General features: G+C 49.5%; 19 protein-coding genes. 18 read left to right on the top strand and 1 reads right to left on the bottom strand.

Annotated elements, in window-relative coordinates; all coding sequences use genetic code 11:
- Nucleotides 1-70 precede the first annotated feature (70 nt).
- The 9 genes from AB432_RS28195 to spoIIR all read left to right on the top strand — a co-directional run bounded on the left by AB432_RS28195 (nt 71) and on the right by spoIIR (nt 8,428).
- Nucleotides 71-973, top strand: coding sequence for a M23 family metallopeptidase (locus AB432_RS28195; RefSeq protein WP_048035110.1), 903 nt, complete (start codon nt 71-73; stop codon nt 971-973).
- Between the two features lie 70 nt (nt 974-1,043).
- Nucleotides 1,044-2,309: a radical SAM family protein gene (locus AB432_RS28190; protein ID WP_048035991.1), complete on the top strand. Its 1,266-nt coding sequence runs from the start codon at nt 1,044-1,046 to the stop codon at nt 2,307-2,309.
- 106 nt (nt 2,310-2,415) lie between these two features.
- Nucleotides 2,416-2,613: a 50S ribosomal protein L31 gene (gene rpmE / locus AB432_RS28185; RefSeq protein ID WP_048035109.1), complete on the top strand. Its 198-nt coding sequence runs from the start codon at nt 2,416-2,418 to the stop codon at nt 2,611-2,613.
- A gap of 86 nt (nt 2,614-2,699) precedes the next feature.
- On the top strand, nt 2,700-4,154 hold the full coding sequence (locus AB432_RS28180; RefSeq protein WP_048035108.1) for a cryptochrome/photolyase family protein: 1,455 nt from the start codon (nt 2,700-2,702) through the stop codon (nt 4,152-4,154).
- Nucleotides 4,155-4,182: 28 nt separating this feature from the next.
- The gene (locus tag AB432_RS28175; RefSeq protein WP_048035107.1) at nt 4,183-4,758 is read left to right on the top strand and encodes a thymidine kinase; all 576 of its coding nucleotides are present in this window, start codon (nt 4,183-4,185) and stop codon (nt 4,756-4,758) included.
- 86 nt (nt 4,759-4,844) lie between these two features.
- Nucleotides 4,845-5,348, top strand: a complete 504-nt coding sequence (locus AB432_RS28170) for a sporulation protein (RefSeq protein WP_048035106.1) — start codon at nt 4,845-4,847, stop codon at nt 5,346-5,348.
- Nucleotides 5,349-5,584: 236 nt separating this feature from the next.
- Nucleotides 5,585-6,661: a peptide chain release factor 1 gene (prfA, locus tag AB432_RS28165; protein ID WP_048035105.1), complete on the top strand. Its 1,077-nt coding sequence runs from the start codon at nt 5,585-5,587 to the stop codon at nt 6,659-6,661.
- Nucleotides 6,645-7,535: a peptide chain release factor N(5)-glutamine methyltransferase gene (gene prmC / locus AB432_RS28160; RefSeq protein ID WP_048035104.1), complete on the top strand. Its 891-nt coding sequence runs from the start codon at nt 6,645-6,647 to the stop codon at nt 7,533-7,535. The genes prfA and prmC overlap by 17 nt, the downstream gene beginning before the upstream one ends.
- 110 nt (nt 7,536-7,645) lie before the next feature.
- Nucleotides 7,646-8,428 (top strand): stage II sporulation protein R, encoded by a 783-nt coding sequence (gene spoIIR / locus AB432_RS28155; RefSeq protein WP_048035103.1) that lies wholly within the window; start codon nt 7,646-7,648, stop codon nt 8,426-8,428.
- Between the two features lie 58 nt (nt 8,429-8,486).
- Here spoIIR and AB432_RS28150 read toward each other — a convergent pair whose 3' ends face one another.
- Nucleotides 8,487-9,284, bottom strand: a complete 798-nt coding sequence (locus tag AB432_RS28150; protein WP_048035102.1) for a DUF3298 and DUF4163 domain-containing protein — start codon at nt 9,282-9,284, stop codon at nt 8,487-8,489.
- A gap of 231 nt (nt 9,285-9,515) precedes the next feature.
- Between AB432_RS28150 and AB432_RS28145 the strand changes: the two genes are divergently transcribed.
- The 9 genes from AB432_RS28145 to AB432_RS28105 all read left to right on the top strand — a co-directional run bounded on the left by AB432_RS28145 (nt 9,516) and on the right by AB432_RS28105 (nt 19,518).
- Nucleotides 9,516-10,595 carry an L-threonylcarbamoyladenylate synthase gene (locus AB432_RS28145; RefSeq protein WP_048035101.1) on the top strand — a complete coding sequence of 360 codons (1,080 nt, stop codon included), beginning with the start codon at nt 9,516-9,518 and terminating at the stop codon, nt 10,593-10,595.
- 56 nt (nt 10,596-10,651) lie between these two features.
- Complete coding sequence (locus AB432_RS28140) at nt 10,652-11,212, top strand: manganese efflux pump MntP (protein WP_048035100.1); 561 nt, start codon at nt 10,652-10,654, stop codon at nt 11,210-11,212.
- A gap of 32 nt (nt 11,213-11,244) precedes the next feature.
- Entirely contained in the window at nt 11,245-11,715 is a 471-nt protein-coding gene (locus AB432_RS28135) for a low molecular weight protein arginine phosphatase (protein WP_048035099.1), read from the top strand.
- 140 nt (nt 11,716-11,855) lie between these two features.
- Nucleotides 11,856-12,311 (top strand): ribose 5-phosphate isomerase B, encoded by a 456-nt coding sequence (rpiB, locus tag AB432_RS28130; RefSeq protein ID WP_007725502.1) that lies wholly within the window; start codon nt 11,856-11,858, stop codon nt 12,309-12,311.
- The gene (locus tag AB432_RS28125; RefSeq protein WP_048035098.1) at nt 12,312-12,881 is read left to right on the top strand and encodes a TIGR01440 family protein; all 570 of its coding nucleotides are present in this window, start codon (nt 12,312-12,314) and stop codon (nt 12,879-12,881) included. It begins immediately after the preceding gene.
- Between the two features lie 19 nt (nt 12,882-12,900).
- A complete protein-coding gene (gene glyA, locus AB432_RS28120; protein ID WP_048035097.1) occupies nt 12,901-14,151 on the top strand; it encodes a serine hydroxymethyltransferase in 1,251 nt (416 codons plus the stop codon).
- 182 nt (nt 14,152-14,333) lie between these two features.
- Nucleotides 14,334-14,963 carry a uracil phosphoribosyltransferase gene (gene upp, locus AB432_RS28115; protein ID WP_007725492.1) on the top strand — a complete coding sequence of 210 codons (630 nt, stop codon included), beginning with the start codon at nt 14,334-14,336 and terminating at the stop codon, nt 14,961-14,963.
- Between the two features lie 18 nt (nt 14,964-14,981).
- A complete protein-coding gene (wecB, locus tag AB432_RS28110; protein ID WP_048035096.1) occupies nt 14,982-16,130 on the top strand; it encodes a non-hydrolyzing UDP-N-acetylglucosamine 2-epimerase in 1,149 nt (382 codons plus the stop codon).
- Between the two features lie 223 nt (nt 16,131-16,353).
- Nucleotides 16,354-19,518 (top strand): phosphodiester glycosidase family protein, encoded by a 3,165-nt coding sequence (locus AB432_RS28105; RefSeq protein ID WP_048035095.1) that lies wholly within the window; start codon nt 16,354-16,356, stop codon nt 19,516-19,518.
- The last annotated feature ends 47 nt before the right edge of the window (nt 19,519-19,565 follow it).

Here is a 19,565-nt window from a genome sequence, read left to right as displayed (position 1 = left end):
CACCGTCATTTTTTTTGTGGCGTTGGCATACCGTTAGGAAGGGAGCTGGAAAAGAAGGAGGAGATGCTTCGTGGAGTACGTGCAAGTTAGCGCTCCGGTGGAGTCACAGATGGAAGCGAAAAAAGCTGTCGTGGAGCAGGCGCTATTTAAAGCGTTTAATCCCTATGCCAGTCTGGCTTCACCCTCACCAGCAACGAAAGGAAAATCGGTGGTGTACGCTGTTCGGCAAGGAGATACGCTATCCGGTATTGCCCAGCGCTACGGTCTATCTTTGAAAAATCTGGTAGAGGCTAATAGTATTACGAATCCCCATCTGTTGAGTGTGGGCATGAAGCTAATTATCAAGCGTGATGAAGTCGGACATATGGTGAAACGAGGAGAAACGCTGGATTACATAGCAAGACGGTATGGTGTGAGTCGGGAATCGTTAATCGAACGAAATCCGCTACTAAAATGGCTGTCGGACAACCTGTATGTAGGACAGGTCGTGTATGTCCCTATCGCTAAGGGTAATCCGATGTTGGGCAATGATCCAGAGCAGAAGCGAAGTGCCGTTCAAGCGGCAAGTCGGCAAGTGATTACGAGGATTCGCGGCGGTCTCAGTTGGCCAGTCAGAGAAGCTACGCTTACAAGCGGATTTGGTGCGCGTTGGGGAAAAACACACAAGGGTGTGGATTTGTGGAATGAACAGGAAGCAAAGACACCGATCTTGGCAGCAAGGGCAGGAGTTGTTGTGGAGGCAGGGGCCAACAGGTCAGGGTACGGGCGGATGGTCGTAATTGATCACGGAGATGGCTTGCAAACTTTTTATGCCCATATGCGTCTCTTGCTGGTGTCACCTGGTCAAACTGTAGAAGCGGGGGAGATATTGGGATACATGGGGCAAACGGGTAACTCTACGGGATATCATTTGCACTTTGAAGTGCGACAGGATGATGTGCCGATTAATCCACTTCCCTATCTTGGCAGGTAACCCTATACAATTTACATTGCTTTTTCAATGCGATACAATGGGCAAAGCAAAGAAGCGAGGCGATTTTCCCATGTATTTAGTTTACGCAGATGAAAAAGGCAATGTATACGACCACCCAGGTCTTTTTGCAGTGGCTCGTAACGGAGATATATTGACAGAAATTCTGGAAGAAGAACTGATCCCGCTCCCGGAAGGATCGACGTTGGTCAGTTTGCCGGACACCGAGCCGATCGGAATGGACCCTGACACAGGTGAAATGGTCAAGTTGGATGGCTGTACAGCAGTAGGCGCACTTGTGCCACAAGGAATTACAAGGCTCTTGCTGCCAGGCTATGTGAAAACGAACAAGGAAAGCAAGCTGCCGTTGTTTGGCTATTCCGCAGTCGTCTGGAAGGATAACCGATTCTGGGTAACGGGGCGTGAGAGTGACGATATTTACAAATGGGACCCGTTGAACTTCCCGATGGATGAACTGCGCCAGCGAGTGGCAAAGACGTTGGAGACGTTTCCGCAAAACCGCATTTTGAACCACTTGTCCCACTGTGCGTTGGAGTACGAATGCTTGACGGCCTCCAATAACTTTTTCAACCGCTGGGAAGGCAGCTTGCCTGTTTCCTATACCTGTAATGCCGGTTGCTACGGCTGTATTTCCGAGCAACCAGATGACAGTGGTTTCCCTTCTCCACAGACACGGATGAATTTCAAACCGACAGAGGACGAGCTGGTAGAAGTCATGCTGCACCACTTGAAAACACCGGAGAGCATTATCAGCTTCGGACAGGGGTGCGAGGGTGAGCCTTCTACGATGGCTTCCATCATTGTTCCTGCTATGCGTCGTGTACGGGAAACGACAGATATGGGCTTTATCAACATCAATACGAATGCGGGCTTGACGGATCATATCAAAGGCATTGTTGATGCCGGGCTTGATCTGATGCGCGTGAGTATCATCAGTGCGATTGACGAACACTATAATGCCTACTACCGCCCGCGCAACTACACGTTGGAAAATGTAGCGCGTTCTGCTGAGTACGCTGCATCCAAGGGTGTGTATACGTCGATTAACTACCTGTGCTTCCCTGGCGTGTTTGACCGCGAAGAGGAAATGGAAGCGATGATCGAGTTCATCCGCAGAACAGGCATTAAGCTGATTCAGTTGCGGAATCTGAATATCGATCCAGAGAGCTACTTGGCGATGATTCCAAAAGCGCAAGGCGAAGTATTTGGCATGAAGCAAGCCATCGAAATTTATCAGCAAGAGCTGCCAGATGTGGTAATCGGTTCGTTTACGCATATTCCTCCAGATCTGCTCCAGCGTAGGAAAAACATGGCGTAATCGGCCAACCAGTTGCATTTTGGCAGTGTTTCATGCTACTATCTGATATGTGTTTATATAACTCTGTTTCGGCAAACGATTCAGGGCGGAAAGAGGTGTAGAAGAGATGAAACAAGACATTCATCCTAAGTACAACGTAGTAACAGTTAGCTGCGCATGCGGTAACGAATTTGAATCCGGTTCCGTGAAACAAGTGCTGAAAGTGGAGATCTGCTCCAACTGCCACCCTTTCTTCACAGGAAAACAAAAATTCGTTGATGCAGGCGGCCGTGTAGACCGTTTCAAACGCAAATACAATCTGTAAGAATCAGAATGTATGGGAACAACCAGGTAGAGCAATCTGCCTGGTTTTGTCTTTTTCTGGCACTAAGTTTTTCGGGAGGACAAACGATGACTGCCATAGTCTGGTTCCGTCGGGATCTGCGCTTGCACGACCATGCTGCTCTGTATGCAGCTATGCTCACAGGCGATCCGATTATCCCTGTTTATATAGTGGAGGAGTCGCTTTGTCGTTCTGCGGCTGCAGGAGATAAGCGGCTGTATGCGCATTTTTCCGCGATAGCTGCACTCGACGACGCTTTGGCTCAACTGGGAGGACGCCTCCTGATTCGCCACGGCAACCCACAGCAAGTGCTCTGTCAATTAGCGCAAGAGACGGGTGCAAATAAGCTGTTTTTCAATCGGGATTATACGCCAGAGGCTCGCAAGCGAGACGAGCTCGTGTCAGAAGTGTTGAGCAGTCAGGGCGTGTTTGTACATACATGCAAGGATCTGATTTTGCATGAGCCCGGGGAAATTATGACGAAGCTGCGGGCACCGTATGCCGTTTTTACGCCTTATCGCCGCGTTTGGCAGACGCTCCCAAAAGACCGACCGTTCCCTCAACCGACAAGATGGAATCTATTGGATGGGTTGAAGGAGTTAGCGAGTGAGCCAGTTCCTACTGTGGAGGCGTTTGGACGAAAACGACCAATCGGTACCGAGTGGGAGATGGAACAGTTCGGGGAGCAAGCGGCACGTAAACGATTGCAGCAATTTTTAGATGGTGACATTTATACGTATAAAGAAAAACGCGACATGCCAGGGGTGAATGCGACCTCCCGGCTGTCTTTTGCTCTCAACGCAGGTACTCTGTCTATACGAACGGTGTATCATAGCGTACAGGAAGTGCTTGCTGGGGCACGGGGTGAGCAGGTTACCTCGATCGAAGCTTTTCTTACGGAACTCATTTGGAGAGAATTTTATCAGCAGGTGCTCTATTTCCATCCGCACACGACTGACCATGCCTATTTGCCACAATTTGAAAAGGTCGCTTGGGAAAACAGGACGGACCTTTTTACCCGTTGGTGTCAAGGGGAGACGGGCTACCCGATTGTCGATGCTGCCATGAAGCAGTTGAATGAGACGGGATGGATGCACAATCGGCTGCGGATGATTACTGCATCATTTTTGACAAAGGATTTGCTTGTGGATTGGCGTTGGGGAATGGCCTACTTCGCACAGCAGTTGATCGATTTCGATGAAGCGGCAAACATTGGGGGGTGGCAGTGGAGTGCCTCGACTGGTACCGATGCGCAGCCGTATTTTCGGATATTCAATCCTGTCACACAAGGGGAAAAGTTTGATCCAGACGGCGTTTTCGTCAAAAAATATCTTCCCGTATTGCGTGAAGTACCTCTACAATATATTCATAAACCGTGGGACATGCCGGAGCATATTCAAGAGCAAGCAGGCTGCAAGATTGGCTTCGACTACCCGATTCCTTGTGTGGACCACGCACAAAGAAGAAAGCTGGCCATGGCCTTGTTTCAGGAGGCAAAAGGCCGCCATGCAAAGACTGAGTAACGACTTTTAGGCAAAGGGAGATAGAGACGTGGCACAACTATACTTTCGGTATGGAGCGATGAACGCTTCCAAATCCATTCAATTATTGACCGTTGCCCACAACTACGAGCAATCGGGGAAAAAAGTAGTAGTGTTTACTCCAGCAGTGGATGATCGCTATGGCGTGGGAAAAGTTGCTTCGCGAGTTGGGATTAGCCGGGAAGCAATTCCGATTAGCGAAGAGACTGATCTGTATCAAATCGTCGAGGCAGAGTCAGTCAAGCCGCATTGCGTGTTGGTTGACGAGGCTCAGTTCATCAGCCGCCACCATGTGAATCAGCTCGTCAGGATCGTAGACAAGCTGGGTATCCCTGTAATCGTCTATGGCTTGTTGAAAAACTTCAAGAATGAGCTCTTCCCCGGCAGTGCCGCGCTCTTGTGTGAGGCTGACAAGGTCGAAGAGATTAAAACCGTCTGCGTTTATTGCAATAAAAAGGCGACGCATATTCTCAAGTTCAAAAATGGACAACCCGTTTACTCTGGGGAGACGATTGAAATTGCTGGAAATGATACGTACAGCAGCGTCTGTCGCAAGCATTACTATACCCCACCTGTTGCCGAATAAAGAAAGCATTAGCCACCCCCTGTTTGTCCCGTGCATGAGCCCAAGAGGCGATGCGCAGACTAAGCAAAACAGGAGGTGGCTTTTTCATGCGGACACAACCTATTTGGCTTTTGCGCAGCTCGCGTGTCGTTCTGGGTTTGGTTGTACTTACGACTGTCCTCACCGTCGGCTGCGGAGGAAATACAGCTAAGCAACAGGGCTATCGTACGGATATGAGGAATACGCAGCACAATATGAAGGTCAGAGGGGATCAAAGCGGCAATACGCTGCAAGGCCGTACCCCTGTTGCTGCTGACCGCGACCCGCTAATGGGGCGCAATCAAAATCCGAATATGGTTACCGGTCGAGCCAATGTGCGCAATACGCCTGTCGAAGTAACCAATATGGAGAGGATGGCCATGTCAGTGAAAGGTGTAGAAAATGCTCGCATCACACTCAGCGATGCCAATGCATATGTTACTCTTGACCTTGTGCATAACATCACTGCGAATCAAGCGCGTACCATCGAGCAGCAGGTGATTTCACTTCTTCGGGAAAGAATTCCAAACTACGATTTTCACTTAACCTCGCATGACGGTTACCATCGCTGACAGGTGAGCAGGACGTATGTAGCAAGGCTCGGCATAGCCGGGCCTGTTTGGCATCGGTAAAACATTTCCAGTTATAATGCACTTTGACTTCTCGCGCCTTTCCTCCTATAATTTATCTGTTATAACCGTTTTTATGGTAGATAGCATTTTTATCGCAATTCATATCTAACATACATGCTACCAAGGCTTCGCCTGCGCCAAAAGGCTATTATTCTTTGCGATGGGGTGAAATAAAAATGTTTACACGCTTATCTGCAGTCGAAGAGCGTTTTGAAGAAGTAACGAATCTCCTATGTGACCCCGACGTCATTAGTGATACAAAACGCTTGCGTGAACTGTCCAAGGAACAATCTTCGTTGGAAGAGACGGTAACGGCATACCGTGAATATAAATCAGTGGTGAGTCAAATCGACGACGCGAAAGCAATGCTGGAAGAGAAACTGGATGACGAGATGCGCGAAATGGTCAAGCTCGAACTCAGTGAATTGTCAGCACGCAAGGAACAACTGGAAGATCGCTTGAAGATCCTGTTGCTTCCAAAAGACCCGAACGATGAGAAAAACGTCATTGTGGAAATCCGCGGTGCTGCGGGCGGCGATGAAGCTGCACTGTTTGCAGCGGTGCTTTTCCGTATGTACACGCGTTTTGCGGAGCGCAACGCTTTTAAAATTGAAGTGCTGGAGGCAAGCCCAACCGATATTGGCGGATACAAGGAAATTGTCTTCTCGCTGTCTGGCCGCGGTGCTTACAGCAAAATGAAATTCGAAAGCGGCGCGCATCGTGTGCAACGCATCCCGGCTACTGAGTCCGGTGGACGTATCCATACTTCTACTGCGACTGTGCTGGTTCTGCCAGAAGCAGAAGACGTGGAAGTAGAAGTACACGAAAAAGATATCCGCATCGATACGTTCTGCTCCAGTGGTGCGGGCGGTCAGAGCGTTAACACGACCAAGTCTGCGGTTCGCGTAACGCATATTCCTACAGGGATCATGGTTTCTTGTCAGGACGAAAAATCCCAGCATTCCAACAAAGACAAGGCGCTGCGTGTATTGCGCGCACGTCTGTATGATTTCTACATGCAACAACAAAATGCGGAAGCAGATGCTACGCGCAAAAGCTTGGTGGGTACTGGTGACCGAAGCGAGCGCATCCGCACGTACAACTATCCACAAAGCCGCGTGACCGACCACCGCATCGGTCTGACCCTGCACCGACTGGAATCGGTATTGGAAGGCGAATTGGATGAAGTGATCGACAACCTGATCCTGCATGAACAAACGGAGCTTTTGAAAAGCCATGCACACTCAGCTTGATTGGTCTGATGTCACGACGATTCGAGAAGCCCTGTTACGGGCTTCTTCCTTTTTGCGGGAAAAAGGGACAAAGGATCCTTTGTTTGAAGCGGAGCTAATGATTCGTCATTGCCTCGACTGGGATCGGACGCGCTTTTTAATGGCGATGACGGATTCAATCGATGCAGAAACATTGATGAAGCTGGACGGACTGTGCGTGCGTCGGTCGAATAATGAACCATTGCAATACATGTTTGGCGAACAGGAGTTTTACGGGCGTCCTTTTACGGTGCGACCAGGTGTGCTGATCCCAAGACCAGAAACGGAAATCCTGGTGGAGCAAGTGATGGCTGCGGCTGCAAAGCTCTGGCCTGAGCGGGAAGAGCTAGCGGTGGTGGATATCGGCACAGGGAGCGGAGCCATTTGCATTACGCTCGCGTTAGAAAAAACGCAATGGCGCGTGACTACGGTGGACCTCTCTCCGGAGGCAACGGCAATCGCACGGGAAAATGCAAGTCGTCTTGGTGCAGATGTCTGCTTTCTACAAGGCGATTTGGTGCAGCCGCTTTTGGAAGCAGGCGAAAAGGTAGACATCCTCGTGTCCAATCCACCTTATATTCCGAGTCGCGATGTCGAGGCGCTGGACGATGAAGTACGCGTTCATGAACCTCGCATGGCTTTGGATGGCGGCGAAGATGGTCTGGATTGCTATCGTCGACTGTGTGAGGCGCTGCCTAATCTATTGAAAGAAAGAGCGGTTGTAGCGTTTGAGGTAGGCATTTATCAGGCTGGGGATGTAGCGGCATTGATGAGGGCATCCGGTGTCATGGATGAGGTAGAGATTGTTCCAGATTTGGCGGGGATCGAGCGGGTTGTTATCGGAGTGAGACGATAGCGCTGACTCGTCTCGCCTTTTTTACATAAGGAAAGAATGTTTGAAATCGTGTGAATCCGTCCATACTGATTGCTAAAGAGAGAAGATCAGTATAGAGGGAGACGGTAACGATGAAACGGATATTATTAATGGCATTTAGCCTGTTTATGCTTATGATGAGCTGGGAGGGGCAGCTTACTTCGGCCAATGTGTTGGATAATGGGCCGATCCCTCAGGAATCCGTTCGCTTGCGCATTATTGCGAACAGCGATTCTGTCCAAGACCAATGGTTGAAGCGCGAAGTCAGAGATGCCATTATCGCTCAAATGAATACGTGGGCGGATGATATCAAGACTTTGGAGGAAGCAGAGCAAGTGATTCAAACACAATTGCCTGTCCTTCAACAAGTCGTAGACAAGACGATCAAGGAACGCGGTTTTTCATACAAAGCTGTAGTCGATTTCGGCGAAGTCCCTTTTCCAACGAAGCTGTATGGCTCCTATGTGTATCCTGCGGGTAATTACCGAGCAGTCCGTGTACAAATTGGAGAGGCAAAAGGTCAAAACTGGTGGTGTGTCCTGTTCCCGCCGCTCTGCTTTATTGACATGTCCAATGGCGACGCTGTACAAGCAGAGCCAACTCCAAAGCCTGAAGAATCTGAGCAAACGACAGCAACTGTATCCGAGGAAGAGGAAGACTACGATCGATTTGATAGAAAGCAAGTAGCGGTCGTACCCCTAGAAGAGAACGAAGTAGGGCTAAATTCCGAATCAAATATAGTGGACACTGAGCAAACAAAAGTAGAGGTAGAAGAGTCCGAAGAAGTAGAAAAAGCAGCAGAAGTAACTGTCTCTGCACCTGAGGTAGAAGTGAGATTTTACTTATGGGAAAAAATCGAGAGCTGGCTCTCCTAAGCTGGGCATAAAAAACGACACCCGCCGCACGTGCAGGTGTCGTTTTGAATTGCGATGATTACTTTTTGAACAAAGCCTCGCGAATCTCAGGCTTCAACAGACTTTGGTAACGATGAGCGGGGATTGCGAACTCAGGCATTCCCGCAGCATACGGGGCAATTTCATATTGACCAAAATGGATCACCAGGTTGCCGTCTTTAAAGGAGAAGCCTTGATCTTCACTGATGCCCTCGAAGCTAAAATAAGGATTGATGCCGTCTGGTGAAGTTTTTTCCTTCATTTGCTGCGTAATGATTTGATTGAGAATCGTAAGGTAATCATAACCAGGCTGGAACAGATCAGCCAGCTTCAGCTGTTTTGCTTTGGCCTGATTATCGATGGTGTAATACGTAACATCCGTCATGCCATGTGCTCCGCCCGTATAAATGTATGTTTGTACGGAGAAAGAAACGAGCTTGCCAGCATTGTGTACCTCATAGGAGATGTCGAGAGCGTGAGGGCGTGGCTCCCAGCCGTGTTTTTTTGCTTCTGCCGCATCATCTTTCCCGGCTTTTTGTCCTTCCGCCAAGCCAGTTTGCGCTTCTTTCAGCAGAGTAGCATTCAGTTTTGCTTCAAAAGCTTTATCCTTCATCCCGCTAATAACCGGGATGGATACTTTCCCTTGAAATTCTTTCGTATCGACCGTAATGGTTTTTGGTGTGAACACGACACCGTTAGCTTGTGGCTTTGGCGCTTGTACAGCAGGCTTTGTAGAGGTTGCAGGTGAAGCGGGTGCTGCAAATACTGGGGCAGCGACGGCTGTTAACAATACAGCCGTACCGAGCAGGCTAGAAGTAATGGATTTAAAAGATGACATATCATTCACGGTCCTTTCAATAAAGGGAAAGTTGTTGTTCTTGTTTTCGTGTTCATTCTACTACAAGGTTGAGACGGATGAAGTTAAAAAAAGGTAACAATGTTCTCTTTTCCACGCTGTTCAGAAAAGTTATTCACAAGTTACCCACAGCCTGTTGAAAACTTTTTGGTGCACATCTATACTTAAGGCACTCCTTACAAAGAAACGAGCTAGAGAAAGGATTTTTTAACGATGGAAATGAATTTTGTGACAAAAGTCTGGTCTGTGGATAACGATGTGGAAAATCAGCATAGTTGTGCACAGATTGTGGATGCAGCCCGTTTTCTTCGAGAAGGGGCAGTTGTCGCGTTTCCCACGGAGACGGTTTACGGCTTGGGAGCGAATGCATTATCAGATGAAGCAGTGGAAAAAATATTTACAGCAAAAGGCAGACCCAGCGATAATCCGCTGATTGTACATATTGGGGCGTGGGACCAGTTGTCCACGGTAGCAAGTGAGGTTCCGGAGAAAGGGAAAAAGCTGATGGAGGCGTTTTGGCCTGGACCCTTGACGGTGATTTTGCCAAAAACGGATCAGGTAGCTTCGCTGGTAACGGCAGGTTTGGATTCAGTCGGGGTTCGCATGCCTGATCATCCGACTGCCTTGGCATTGATCAAGGAAGCGGGGGTACCGATTGCAGCTCCGAGCGCCAATCGCTCTGGACGTCCGAGTCCAACGACTGCGGCGCATGTATTGGCTGATTTGGATGGACGCGTAGCAGGTGTGGTCGATGGTGGGGCAACAGGTGTTGGGGTAGAATCTACGGTTATTGATGTGACGCAGGACCCACCCATGATTCTGCGCCCGGGCGGCATCACACGGGAGCAAATGGAACCAGTGATTGGCTACGTAGAGCTCGACCCTTCTTTTCAAGTGGGAGCAGCCGAGGCACCGCGCTCTCCAGGGATGAAATATACGCACTACGCTCCTGAAGGGGAAATGTGGCTAGTGTCAGGAGAGAGTGAAAAAGTTCGGGCGAAAATGGAAGACATGCTGCAACAGGCGAAGCAGCACGGTCAAAAAACAGGTGTGCTGGCAACGGAGGAAACAGCACCCTTTTGGCAAAGTCACGAGGCGGCAGATGTCGTTCTTGTGGTCGGATCACAAGCGGATCTGGAAGTGGTTGCCCAACAGCTCTATGCTGTGCTGCGAGAATTCGACGATCAAGAAGTGCAGTATATTGTCGGTGAGACTTTTCCGCGAAACGGGTTGGGTATGGCCGTGATGAATCGCTTGGAAAAGGCGGCTGGAGGCCGAGTCTTGTCCGTGTAAACCTGTCCTAAACTCCCCCTTGTCCGCATAAGGTGAAGAGACGGGAGGGGAGCTGCTTGGACCAGGTGTTATTTCAATGGGGGCAATTTTTGACGTTGCTCATTATTGCTTTCGCCTTAAGTATGGATGCCTTTTCGTTAGGAATTGGCGTAGGTATGGTTGGGATTCGGTTACGAGAGATTATCAAAGTAAGTATCACCATCGGACTGTTTCATATTATGATGCCGATCATCGGGATTGTCGTTGGAGCGTACTTGTCCGATTTGGTTGGAGATATTGCCGTGTTTATTGGCGGTGGGGTCCTGATGATCATTGGCTTGCATATGCTATGGAATGGCTTCGTTCAAGGGGATCAAAAAAGTGTATTGAAGACAAAAGGCTTCGGACTTATGCTTTTTGCATTTAGTGTCAGCCTGGATGCTTTCACCGTCGGTTTTTCATTCGGCTTGATCGAGGTCAATAGAATTTTGGCCATCTCCCTTTTTGGAGTAATGGGTGCCACCATGTCCTACTTCGGTTTATTGTTAGGCAGAAGCGTGGGAGGGTGGCTTGGGGATTATAGCGAATTAGTAGGTGGACTTATTTTGTTTGGTTTTGGGTTAAAATTTATGATATAACCGACTAATTAATAGGAGAGGAGGAACGATACGTGAAACGGATACTTTTCGTCTGTACGGGAAATACGTGCCGAAGCCCAATGGCAGAAGCGATGTTCCGTTCGAAGACAGATGGGCAGGGACTTGAGATACGCTCAGCTGGCGTGGCGGCATTTGCCGGACAGGATGCTTCCTTGCACGCCAAACAAGTATTAGAAGAGCGAGGAATTGCCCACAATCATAAGGCCAGCAAGGTAGACGAAGGATTGATTGAATGGTCTGATGTCATTTTGACGATGACACACGGTCACAAGCGAGCCATCTTGACGTATTTCCCCTCAGCGGCTGAAAAGGTGCATACCCTCCAGGAGTTCGTAGGGGTAGAAGGTTTTAGTGATATTGCTGATCCGTATGGGGGATCACTGATGGATTATCGCAGATGTGCCGAGGAAATCGAAGAGTCACTGGAAAGGCTCTCCATGATGCTCAAGGACCCAGGTCTTCGTAAATCGGTGGATGAATAGGGTGCTGGTGTATAGCCAGGGCCTTGTTTTTTGTGAGAGTACGAACGATTTTTTAGTGCTTTGATAAAAATGTTCACTTTTTACTTATTGTTTTTTGATGTATACTAGACGAAGATTATGAGACAAGCGAGGGATGACAGATGAAAGTAGCACTTGCTGCTGATCACGGTGGATACAAGCTGAAAGAGGAGATCAAGACTCTGCTGGCCTCCATGAACATCCAGACGGAAGACTTCGGCTGCACCTGCGAGGAATCGGTTGATTATCCCGATTATGCTTTGCCAGTAGCGGAAAAGGTGGCAGCGGGGGAGTTTGATCGAGGCATTCTCGTTTGCGGAACAGGTATCGGCATGTCGATCGCAGCCAACAAGGTTCCAGGCATCCGTTGTGCACTTGTGCATGATACGTTTTCTGCACGTGCTACCCGTGAGCATAACAACACCAATGTGTTGGCGATGGGTGAGCGGGTCATTGGACCGGGTCTTGCGCTTGATATCGTGAAAATTTGGTTGGAAACAGAGTTTCAAGGTGGTCGTCACGAGCGCCGTGTGGAAAAGATTTCCCAAATTGAAGCGAAGCATGCGGGAGTGAAGTAAGTGGATTTATCCGCTATCGAAAAACAAATCAGTGACATTGTCGAAGAAGTAGCCGATATGGCAGAGCTGAAAGCTGGACAACTCATGGTGATTGGGTGCAGTACCAGCGAGGTGCTCGGGGAGCATATCGGTAAAGCTGGCAGTCAGGATGTAGCGAAAGCTCTGTATCGAGGGATTCAATCTGTTGTAGAGAAGCGCGGCTTTGCTGTTGCCTTTCAATGTTGTGAACATTTGAACAGGGCTTTGGTCGTCGAGCGCGATGTTGCATTGCGATACGGACTGGAAGAGGTCTCGGTTGTTCCCGTTCCGACTGCCGGGGGCTCTATGGCTGCGCATGCGTTTACACAGTTCACAGATGCAGCCGTCGTGGAGCATATTCGCGCGCACGCAGGCATTGATATCGGCCATACGCTAATCGGCATGCATCTAAAGCATGTGGCAGTACCGGTGCGTCCGACACAGCGCCTCGTTGGACAAGCCCATGTTACGGCAGCGCGCACACGTCCCAAGCTGATTGGCGGACCGCGTGCCGTGTATGAGAAGACACCACCGAATGAAAGCTGCACGTAAAAGAGGAGGAGAAACTATTATGCTAGATTTTTTGCGTAATCAAGACCCGCAAGTAATGGAAGCCATTCAACTGGAGCTCGGAAGACAACGCGACAAGATTGAGCTGATTGCTTCTGAGAACTTCGTAAGCCGCGCAGTTATGGAAGCAATGGGAACCGTTTTGACGAATAAATACGCAGAAGGATATCCAGGCCGCCGCTATTACGGTGGTTGCGAGTATGTGGATATCGTGGAAAACATCGCGCGCGACCGCGTAAAAGAAATTTTTGGCGCTGAGCATGCAAACGTACAGCCACACTCTGGTGCTCAGGCGAACATGGCTGTATACTTCACGATCCTTCAGCCAGGCGACACCGTACTAGGAATGAATCTGTCCCACGGTGGTCACTTGACACATGGTAGTGCGGTGAACTTCTCCGGTACTCTCTACAATTTCGTTGATTACGGTGTAGACGAAGATACTCACCTGATCAATTATGAAGTTGTTCGTGCAAAAGCGTTGGAGCACAAGCCAAAACTGATCGTTTGTGGTGCGAGTGCCTATCCGCGTACGATTGATTTTGCCAAGTTCCGTGAAATCGCGGATGAAGTGGGCGCGTACTTCATGGTGGACATGGCGCACATCGCTGGTCTGGTTGCGGCAGGTCTGCATCCAAACCCAGTACCGCACGCGCATTTCGTTACTTCTACGACGCACAAGACTCTGCGTGGACCACGTGGCGGTTTGATTTTGTGCAAGGAAGAGTTCGCGAAAGGCATCGACAAATCCGTGTTCCCAGGCGTTCAAGGTGGTCCGTTGATGCACGTGATCGCAGCAAAAGCGGTTGCTTTCGGCGAAAACCTGCAACCAGAGTTCAAGGATTACGCAGCTCGCATCATCAAGAACGCACGTGCGTTTGCTGAAGCGCTGACTGCTGAAGGTCTGACGCTTGTTTCCGGCGGAACGGATAACCACCTCGTATTGGTTGATGTAAGCAAAATCGGCCTGACAGGTAAAGTAGCTGAGCATCTGTTGGACGAAGTAAGCATTACGACGAACAAAAATACCATTCCTTACGATACACAAAGCCCGTTTGTTACAAGTGGTGTGCGCATGGGTACGCCAGCAGTAACAAGCCGCGGTTTTGATGAGGAAGCAATGAAAGAAGTAGCAGCCATTATTGCTCTGACATTGAAAAACCCAGAGGATGCTGCGAAGCACGAAGAAGCACGCCAACGTGTGGCAGCTTTGTGCCAACGCTTCCCGATGTACGAAGGATTGAATATCTAATCAAGGCAACGAGAAAGCAGACCCAGTGGAAATTTTCCTATACGGGTCTGCTTTTTTTCCACTTATCGGCTGTTGATAGGGGTCAGGTATGCGAAAAAGTACGAAGATTAGGCAAATTGACGGAGCTACTCTCACCAGCTATTATAGAAAGGATGTATTGATAGGGAAACGGAGGAAATGACATGAGCCGTGTATATGTGTTTGACCATCCGCTGATTCAGCATAAAGTTACGTATATTCGTGACAAGAATACAGGGACCAAGGAATTTCGCGAACTGGTAGATGAAGTGACTACTCTGATGGGCTATGAAATTACCCGTGATATGCCGTTGGAGCAAACCACCATCGAAACGCCAGTGGCTACCTGTCAGTCGAATGTAATTGCTGGTAAAAAAGTAGGGTTGGTACCGATTCTGCGTGCGGGCCTTGGTATGGTGGATGGCCTGATGAGGCTGATCCCTGCTGCCAAAGTAGGACACGTAGGTCTTTACCGTGATCCGGAAACCCTTCAGCCTGTTGAGTATTATGTGAAGCTGCCATCCGATGTTGCTGAGCGTGAGTTGATCGTAACTGATCCGATGCTGGCGACTGGTGGCTCTGCTGTAGCCGCTCTTACTGCCTTGAAAAAACGTGGAGCGAAAAACTTGAAACTGATGTGCCTCATCGCTGCTCCAGAAGGCATCAAGCTGGTTCAGGACGAGCATCCTGATGTAGATATTTACGTAGCGGCTGTTGATGAATATTTAAACGACCATGGATACATCGTGCCAGGCTTGGGCGATGCGGGTGACCGCTTGTACGGCACGAAGTAGTCGGAGAGGGAAAAACAGATGAAAACTGTAAAAGTAATGACGGTATTCGGTACACGTCCGGAAGCGATCAAAATGGCGCCACTTGTCCATGAATTGAACAAGTACAGCGAACAGATCGAATCAGTCGTTTGCGTGACGGCCCAGCATCGTCAAATGCTCGATCAGGTTTTGGACATTTTTGATATTCAACCAGACATTGATTTGAACATCATGAAGGATCGCCAAACGCTGGTGGGTGTGACCACTCGCGCATTGGAGAGCCTGGATGAAACGATGAAGGAAGTAAAACCGGACATTGTCCTCGTACACGGGGATACGACAACCACTTTTGTTGCGAGTCTGGCTGCTTTTTATAATCAAGTTGCGATCGGACACGTGGAAGCGGGCTTGCGTACATGGGACAAGTACTCGCCGTTCCCGGAAGAGATGAACCGTCAGTTGACAGGTGTAATGGCTGACCTGCACTTCTCTCCGACCAATGGATCGGCTGACAATCTTCGTCGCGAAGCAAAGCCGGAAAAGAGTATCTACGTAACAGGAAACACAGCGATTGACGCGCTGAAAACAACAGTTCGCGAGGATTACACGCATCCGGTGCTTGATCGCGTAGCTGGTCAGAAGCTGGTGCTGATGACGGCACACCGCCGCGAAAATTTGGGCGAGCCGATGCGCCGTATTTTCCGTGCAGTTCGAAGACTGGTGGACGAGCATCCTGAGATTGCTGTTGTGTATCCGGTTCACTTGAATCCTGCTGTACAAGAAGTAGCGCAGGAGATTCTCGGAAACCACGATCGCATTTCGTTGATCGAACCATTGGATGCCCTTGATTTCCACAACTTCGCTCGTCGTGCCCATCTCATCCTGACCGATTCTGGCGGGGTGCAGGAGGAAGCGCCGTCTCTTGGCGTACCTGTCCTGGTTCTGCGCGATACGACAGAACGTCCTGAGGGGATTGAAGCAGGCACGTTGAAGCTCGTGGGAACCGACGAAGAGCAAGTGTATGCAATGGCAAAAGAACTGCTGACCAACCAAGCGGCTTACGATGCAATGGCGCACGCTGTTAACCCGTACGGGGATGGCGAGGCTTCCCGTCGTATCGTAGAAGCAATCCTCTATCATTTTGGTTTGCGTGCTGAACAACCAGAGCCTTTCCAACCAGGTCAGTAACATACAGCTAGGAAAACCCGCCAGGTACCGTTCGTCTAAACCGGGCGGGTTTCTTGTTGTAGAGGGATAATCTTGGTTTTGATGACTGATGATTTGGTATGTTTTTCTAATAGAGAATCAAGAGAATTGGCGAAACTATCCATGACCTTTTGCGTCTAATATTTAGTTGCTTGGCTTAGAAGGTAGAAAGACAGAGTTTGGAATACGGAGAGGAGTTACCAACATGAGAGCGCAAAGGATAGTGACGCTGCTCACGGCCACGACAATGGCCTGGGGAGCTTTTGTTCCGTTTGTGCCGTTTGCGACCAATGTCGCACACGCCAGAGCGGAGACCAGTGCATTGAATATGATGTGGCAAACCCCAATTGGTGAGGGGACCACTTTGCAGAAATATACGAAATCATTTGCCAATCAAGTAGTCACGATCATGGTGACCAAGGTGGATTTGAACAATCCTTACGTTGAGGTCAAACCGGTATACGGAACGAAAGGCAAGCTGACAGACAGGCAGACGGTGACACAAATGGCGCGTGAAACAGGAGCCGTAGCAGCGATCAATGCCGACTTTTTTAACATGTCGAAGCGGGGAGCGCCGTTTGGTATTGTCATGAAAGACGATGAACTCATTTCTTCCATGGGCTTGGTCTCCTACTGGTACGCCCTAGGCTTGACCGGAGACAAGATGGCCATCGTCGACAAATTTGGTTTTGGCGGGAAGGTTACTGCTCCTAATGGCGCTACCTATTCGATTCAGGGTGTCAATAAGGAAGAGTACAACCCGAGTGACGGACGAAAAAGTCACCAGAACCAACTGAACGTTTATACCCCTTCCTTTGGCAAAACCAGCTTGGGGACGATATCGGGCTACAAAGATGTCGTCGAGATTCTGTTTGTTGACAACGTAGCCAAGGAAGTTCGTGTGAATCAACCAGGCGTATACATACCTTACAACGGCTATGTCCTTTGGGGACATGGAGCAGCAGGAGCATTTCTCAAACAAAACTTCCCAGTAGGCGCTACTGCGACGGTTGAGTACCAAACGACCCCGCAGACACTCGACTTGAACCATGCGGTGGGTGGCAATGTCATTTTGGTCGATCAAGGGAAAGCATTGTCGTCCTTTCCAGCGGACAAGTCCATCACGAACAAGACGGCGCGCACAGCGGTCGGTGTTTCCCAGGACGGAAAGACCTTGTACATGGTCACGATCGATGCGAGCCAAGGCGTTTATTTGGACGAGCTGGCAAAAATCATGGCGGAGCTCGGCTCTTATCGGGCTGTAAACTTTGACGGTGGTGGCTCTACGACCATGGCAGCACGCATGCTGGGTGAGACACACGCGAATCTGGCGAACAAGCCGAGCGGCGGTGCTGAGCGTCGTGTGCCTACTGGACTGGCCGTATACAACACGGCACCTGCTGGAGAATTGAGAGGCTTCCAAATCGATGTACCGGCAGATGTGCTTATCGGGCAAACCATCTCACTCAGCGCATCCAAAGGATATGATGTGCATTACCAACCGTACGCGATCAATTCAGGTGATGTGAGTTGGGATGCTAGTCAGTCCGAAGCGGGAACCGTAAATGGCAAGCAATTCACACCAGCTCGCTCCGGCAAGATCACATTGACTGCGCGATTGGGCAATGTGACGCAAAATAAAGACATTCAAGTCATTTCCGGCAACGATGTGCAGCAAATTATTGTTTCCCCGAATCCGATCACGATTGCACCGGGACAATCCATTAATCTGGATGTCAAAATCAAAACGAAGAAGGGTTCTACCGTACAAGCGACGCCACTTAGCGTAAAAGCGAGTGTCGATTCTTCTGTAGCGACGATTAACGACAATCTGCAATTGGTAGCAGGTAATGAGCCGGGCAACGGAAACCTGACGATTACGTATGATGGTGTGGCGACAACCGTACCATTTGCCGTTGGACAATTTGAGCAGCCATGGCTCACCTTCGATAATCAGGCTGGCATGTACCATGCGGCAAATCCATCCAGCATCAGTTCTGCTGGTTCGTTCGCGCTCGTTTCCGATCAGACATTCCGCACGAAGAAGGCAGCGAAGCTGGTGTACAACTTCTCTGGAGCACCAGCGAACAACATGCGGATTTCGTACGGCGTTCTGGGGGCAAAACCTGTGACCATCCCTGGCAAACCCCTCGGATTGGGCTTGTGGGTCAATGGTGACAACAGCGGACATTGGCTCCGTGCAGAAGCAGTCGATGCAAACGGCAAGCCGGTCTACGTCGATCTGGCAAAAGAGATCAATTGGACAGGCTGGAAGCAGGTTAAAGGATACTTCCCAAGTAATGTTGCGTATCCATTGCAGTTGAAGAGTGTGTATGTCGTTGACCAAGCCAATGATGGCATTACACACGACAAAGGAACACTGTACTTTGACGAATTCTCGCTCCTCTTGGGCAACCAGTCAGGTCAACCGAGCGATGTAGCGGTTGTTCCTGAACTACCAGGCAGCATGTCCCTCGGGGCGGAGCTCGATCTCCATTATTCCTTTGCAAATACTGCGCCTTACCTGGATAGTGCGTTGATTGATGTGGAGTCGATCGTGACCCAGCCGATGCCAGGATATGTGCCTGCTGATTATTCGTTTACGATTAAGCCGGGCGAACTAAAAGCAGGACAAGAGGACGGGATTTCCACTTCGTCGATTCAGTTGACCTTGGCACCGAAGCAATGGCTCGCTGGAAAAGGCGTTGGACTCTTGTACGTAAACGAAGTGAACAATACTTTGGACCCGCTTCTGGGAACCATGAATGCGCAAGGTCAGTGGGTATATGAAGTCAATAGCTACGGCAAGTACATTCCGTACTACCTGGACAATGCAGGCACGAGCAGTGCTGGTTTTACCGATATCGCGAAGCATCCAGCCAAGGCAGAAATCACCTATATGGCGGAAAAGGGCTACGTGAAGGGTTTGACGGAGACGACGTTCGGACCAGAGGTTTCTTTGACCAGAGCACAGTTCGTCACCCTTCTCGCACGCACATTTGAATGGGAGCTTCCATCCTCACCAAAGCTGAAATTCAAGGATAAGGTGCCTTCCTATGCGCAAGGTGCCGTACAGGTTGCTGTTTCCAAAGGTCTGGTGAAGGGGTATAACGATAATACTTTCCGTCCCGATCAGCCGGTGACACGTGCAGAGGCTGCAGTCATTCTCGATCGTCTCGTGAATAAAAAGGGAGCGACGAAAAAGCTCTCCGATAAAGGGACATGGCCATCCTGGGCATCTACATCCATCAACAACATGGTCGGACTCGGTTTGATTGATCCAGTTGGAGGAAATTATCAGCCGAATAAACCGACGACGAGAGCAGTGTGTGTCGTAGCGCTTTATCGCATCCTGCATCAAGATAAATAGAATCGGAACATAAAAGGTCAAGCTCCTCTAACGAAGAGGAGCTTGGC

This window comes from Brevibacillus brevis (genome assembly GCF_001039275.2).
Taxonomy (GTDB): domain Bacteria; phylum Bacillota; class Bacilli; order Brevibacillales; family Brevibacillaceae; genus Brevibacillus; species Brevibacillus brevis_C.
The sequence above is the reverse complement of the archived record's forward strand: the minus strand, read 5'-3'. Positions and strand labels throughout refer to the sequence as shown.

Coding starts and splice junctions, on each gene's coding strand:
- AB432_RS28190 (WP_048035991.1), top strand. CDS start 1,044: ATGTATTTAGTTTACGCAGATGAAAAAGGCAATGTATACGACCACCCA.
- rpmE (WP_048035109.1), top strand. CDS start 2,416: ATGAAACAAGACATTCATCCTAAGTACAACGTAGTAACAGTTAGCTGC.
- AB432_RS28180 (WP_048035108.1), top strand. CDS start 2,700: ATGACTGCCATAGTCTGGTTCCGTCGGGATCTGCGCTTGCACGACCAT.
- AB432_RS28170 (WP_048035106.1), top strand. CDS start 4,845: ATGCGGACACAACCTATTTGGCTTTTGCGCAGCTCGCGTGTCGTTCTG.
- prfA (WP_048035105.1), top strand. CDS start 5,585: ATGTTTACACGCTTATCTGCAGTCGAAGAGCGTTTTGAAGAAGTAACG.
- prmC (WP_048035104.1), top strand. CDS start 6,645: ATGCACACTCAGCTTGATTGGTCTGATGTCACGACGATTCGAGAAGCC.
- spoIIR (WP_048035103.1), top strand. CDS start 7,646: ATGAAACGGATATTATTAATGGCATTTAGCCTGTTTATGCTTATGATG.
- AB432_RS28150 (WP_048035102.1), bottom strand. CDS start 9,284: ATGTCATCTTTTAAATCCATTACTTCTAGCCTGCTCGGTACGGCTGTA.
- AB432_RS28145 (WP_048035101.1), top strand. CDS start 9,516: ATGGAAATGAATTTTGTGACAAAAGTCTGGTCTGTGGATAACGATGTG.
- rpiB (WP_007725502.1), top strand. CDS start 11,856: ATGAAAGTAGCACTTGCTGCTGATCACGGTGGATACAAGCTGAAAGAG.
- glyA (WP_048035097.1), top strand. CDS start 12,901: ATGCTAGATTTTTTGCGTAATCAAGACCCGCAAGTAATGGAAGCCATT.
- upp (WP_007725492.1), top strand. CDS start 14,334: ATGAGCCGTGTATATGTGTTTGACCATCCGCTGATTCAGCATAAAGTT.
- wecB (WP_048035096.1), top strand. CDS start 14,982: ATGAAAACTGTAAAAGTAATGACGGTATTCGGTACACGTCCGGAAGCG.
- AB432_RS28105 (WP_048035095.1), top strand. CDS start 16,354: ATGAGAGCGCAAAGGATAGTGACGCTGCTCACGGCCACGACAATGGCC.